Origin of the sequence: Bradyrhizobium sp. (genome assembly GCF_049512235.1) — a bacterium.
Classification (GTDB): domain Bacteria; phylum Pseudomonadota; class Alphaproteobacteria; order Rhizobiales; family Xanthobacteraceae; genus Bradyrhizobium.
Genome location: NZ_JBEKXH010000587.1, coordinates 1 through 3,620, shown reverse-complemented (window position 1 = coordinate 3,620; position 3,620 = coordinate 1). Strand labels below are relative to the sequence as shown.

Genomic DNA, 3,620 nt, shown 5'->3' with positions numbered 1-3,620 from the left:
GGGGGGTCCATCGGCAGGAACCGCTGCTTCGGTGAACGCCGCACCACCCCCCACCCCCGACCCCTCCCCGCCACGCGCGATGCGCGTGGGGGAGGGGAGCTTATGACCTCATCCTGGTCCGAATCGGGGTCAGCCGAATTGGGGTCAGAGAATTAGAGTGGATTTGGCTGCTAAGCCGGCATCTCGGGATTGGGCGGCCTGCCTTTCAGTTACGGATTTGGCGTCGAAATTGACACCCGATCGGCAAGCCACTCGACCAGAGTAAGCGTGATCACACTTTTTGATGGTCCTTCGTCCGAGCTATTTGATGGTTCGTTGGTGGGTGGGCGGCCCCGACGCACTCAAGCGTGCCATCGTGCTCGCGGCCGTCAAGGACGCTTCGCGCCGCTTTCGCGGTGGCCCGAAGACGGGCCATCCTTGACCGCCGCTGCGCGCGACGGCACTGGCAGCGTGCAGGTCGGGACGGAGGGATGGTGCCGATCGAACAAAGGGATAGGACGTGCGGCGTGATCAGTGTTGCGGTCAGCGCGGATGGAAGCGCTTTGCTGGACTTCCCGCTACCGCTTCCGACGTGCTGTAGAGCGAGCGGGAAGCGGAAGTGGAAGCGGGCTTCGGGCCGCCGATCCCGGCCCTTAGTGGGTTGTCATCTTGATTGCCGCGCGACCACTGCTTGGCGCTCGATGAGCCGATAACCATCACCGGACCTGACGATGCGGCCTTCGGAGGTCAGCGCTGCGAGGCGCTCGTAGAGGGTTGCGGTACGCACGCGGCAACGTGTGCGCAGCTCGGAGAATGGCAGCGGATGGTCGAGATCGGTGAGCGCCGTGGTGATGCGCTCATCGACCGAGCTTGGCGGCGGCGCTTGCGGCGTGCGCCGGTCGACGACTTCAAGCGCGAGCGCATCGCCGCGTTGGACGAGTTCGAGCGTGACGATGGGCATGGCGGGCGCGGCGCGGTGCTCGACGGTGAGGGTGAGGTCATCGCCATTGCGGCGCAGATAGAGGTTGGAGTCGCCCCAGGCGTGGAACTCGGACGATCCGCGCAGGGCCTGGCCGGCGCGGACGCGGCCGGCGCCCTTCTTGGCGTGGTGGACGACGATGACGGCTATGCCGTGTCGTCGCTGCAGCACGCGCAGATAGGCGAGCAGCGGGGCGACCTCGCCTGAGGCGTTCTCATCGATGCGATGCAGGCGCACGAAGGGATCGAGCACGAGCAGCCGCGGCTGGAGCTTGGCTATGGTCTCGTCGAGGCTTTTGCGGTCGGCCTCGATATCGAGCCGCACGGTGGGCGCGGTGATGACGTGCACGTCGAGATCGGCGAGCGCGACGCCTGCGGCGGCGCAGATGCCTTCGAGCCGCTGGCGCACGATATGCAGCGCGTCTTCGGCGGCGAACAGCAGAACCCGCCCGGCGCGTGGGACGGCGAAGCCGCGCAGGCACGGCGTGCCTGCGGCGACCGCGACGGCGAGGTCGAGGGCGAGGAAGGATTTGCAGCATTTGGGCTCGCCGCCGATGATGCCGACCGCCTGCTCGGACCACAGGCCTGTGACCAACCAGCGCTGATCCTCGGCGCGCGCCGCGAGGAGATGGGCCGGCTCGACCGGCAACAGGCTCATCGCCGTCGTCCTGCCGCGGCCCTGGTGTCGGCTTGTGGCGAGCAGGTCTCGAGGAACAGCTTCTCGTCGATCTGGCGGAGCTCGTGCTGGGCGGCATGAGCGAGCAGTTCGCCCGCCATGTTCATCAGCGCGCGCAGGTTGCCCTGGGCGTGATCGCACAAGGTGGCAATCAGCTCCGCGGTCATCAGCTTGGCGGCCCCTGCCTTATGCAGCGCCTGCCTGAGGCATTCGGCCAGTTCGTCGGGCGCGGCGCGATCGAGCGCGAGGCGCACGCGCATACGGCTGCCGAGCGGCAGGAACTCGTCGGTGCGCAAGCGCTCTGTCAGGCGGGCGTCGCCGGCCAGCACCACCGTGAGCAGGATGTGGGAGTCGAGCCGCGCGGAAGCGAGAAGGCGCAGCTCGGAGAGAACTGCCGGCAGCATCTCCTGCGCTTCGTCGACGATCAGCACGGGCCGCGAGAACGCGGCGTCGATATGGGTCTGCCATCGCTCGCGCAGCACCTTGGCGCCGCCCCAGCGGTTATGCGGGTGGAGCACGACGCCGAACAGCTCGCCCATCTCGCGATAGAAGTCGGCGAGGCCGGCCTGGGGACGGCTGATCACGCCGACCCTGACATCGCGTTGCGCTGCGAGCCGCTCGGCGAGAACGCGCAGCGTCACCGACTTGCCGGTGCCGGGCGCGCCGGTGACGAGGGCAAAGCCGCCTTCGCCGGCGAGTTGCTCAACCCGCCAGCAGAACGACTCGATCTGCGGCGTGATGCGCAGCGCCTCGACCGGGACGTCGGGTGCAAACGGGTTCCACTTGAGGCCGTAGAGTGCGAGCAGTTTTTTGTTCACGTGTCGTCTCCTTCGTCCTTGGGGAGATAAGGCGGCGGCAATCCGGTCGCGGCCTGCTGGTCGATCAGCCGGGCGAGCAGCGGCGCGATGGCGCCGGCCGTCTTGATGGGCTCGCTTTGACCGGCGTCGGGCTTTGCCGTCAGCTTGTCGAGCGGCCGGCGCAGCCCGCTGGCGTTTTTGGTCTTGTCCTGTGGATAGAGCCGGCACAGCACCGTGCCGGTGCGGCTGTCCACCAGATGGACCGTCGTGAGATCCCAGCTGGCGAAGCGGACCTCGGCGCCGCGCAGATGGCGGTAGCGGTTTGGCACTTCGAAGCGGCGGCCCGCGATCACCACGGTGCCGTCGCTCTTGCGCTGGGTGCGCTGCTCGGTGCGGGTGAAGGCGAGCCGCAAGGCCGCGCTGTCTGGGCTTGGCCGCGTTACCTCGGGACCTCTGAGGAAGCGGGCGACCGGCGCTTCGCCGATCTCGGAGTGGAGCTTGCGATTATAGTCGTGCTCGGCCCAGGCCTGGGTCGCCTCGTTGAGCAGCGCGAGCGTGAGGTCCGGCACGTCCTCCAGCATGGCCAGCAGCCGGCCCTCGACCGGGCCCCAGAACGCCTCCTGCTTGGCGTTCTGGTAAGGGCTATACGGCAGCGTGGTCTGGTGCACGATGCCGAGCCGGGCGAGCCCTTCGGCGATCTCCGACGCCGTCATGGCGGCGCCATTGTCGCTCAGCACCGAGCGCGGCAGGCCACGCTTCTGGAACGCCTGCGACAAGCCGTGCGCCACGTTCTCGGCGTTCTCCGCCAGGTACCATTGCAGGTGACAGGCAAGCCGCGAGCGGTCGTCGAGCACGCCGAACAGGATCGGTGTCTGCCACTCGCCACGTGGCGTGAGCACCTTGCGCGATCCGACGTGGCAATCCCAATGCCACAGGCCGTTGACATACTCGGCCTCGTAGCTGCGCACCTCACGATCGAGCAGGCGCGCCTCGGCGCGCTCGGCGCCTTCGGTCCGGCGCGATGTGAGGCGCCGGCGCTTGTCGAGACCATGAGCCTCGAGAAAGCGGCGCAGTGTCGAATAGGATGGCAACGGCACGAGCTCGGGCTGCTTCTCGGCCAGTGCGAGCAGGTTGTCATGATGCAGCCTGGCGCTCCAGCTCTTGTGCGCGGCATATTGCGCCAGCACGGC

Annotated in this window: 3 protein-coding genes; all 3 read right to left on the bottom strand. The window is 67.9% G+C overall.

All coding sequences use genetic code 11. The annotated features are described in order from the left end of the window. Positions 1 to 643 precede the first annotated feature (643 nt). On the bottom strand, positions 644 to 1,615 hold the full coding sequence (locus tag ABSG20_RS32240; protein WP_423868494.1) for an AAA family ATPase: 972 nt from the start codon (positions 1,613 to 1,615) through the stop codon (positions 644 to 646). After that, positions 1,612 to 2,451 (bottom strand): ExeA family protein, encoded by an 840-nt coding sequence (locus ABSG20_RS32235; protein WP_423868493.1) that lies wholly within the window; start codon positions 2,449 to 2,451, stop codon positions 1,612 to 1,614. Before ABSG20_RS32235 ends, ABSG20_RS32240 begins: the two co-directional genes overlap by 4 nt. Continuing rightward, positions 2,448 to 3,620: DDE-type integrase/transposase/recombinase (locus ABSG20_RS32230; RefSeq protein ID WP_423868492.1), on the bottom strand; the 1,173-nt coding region annotated here is incomplete at its 5' end. The genes ABSG20_RS32230 and ABSG20_RS32235, both read right to left, overlap by 4 nt.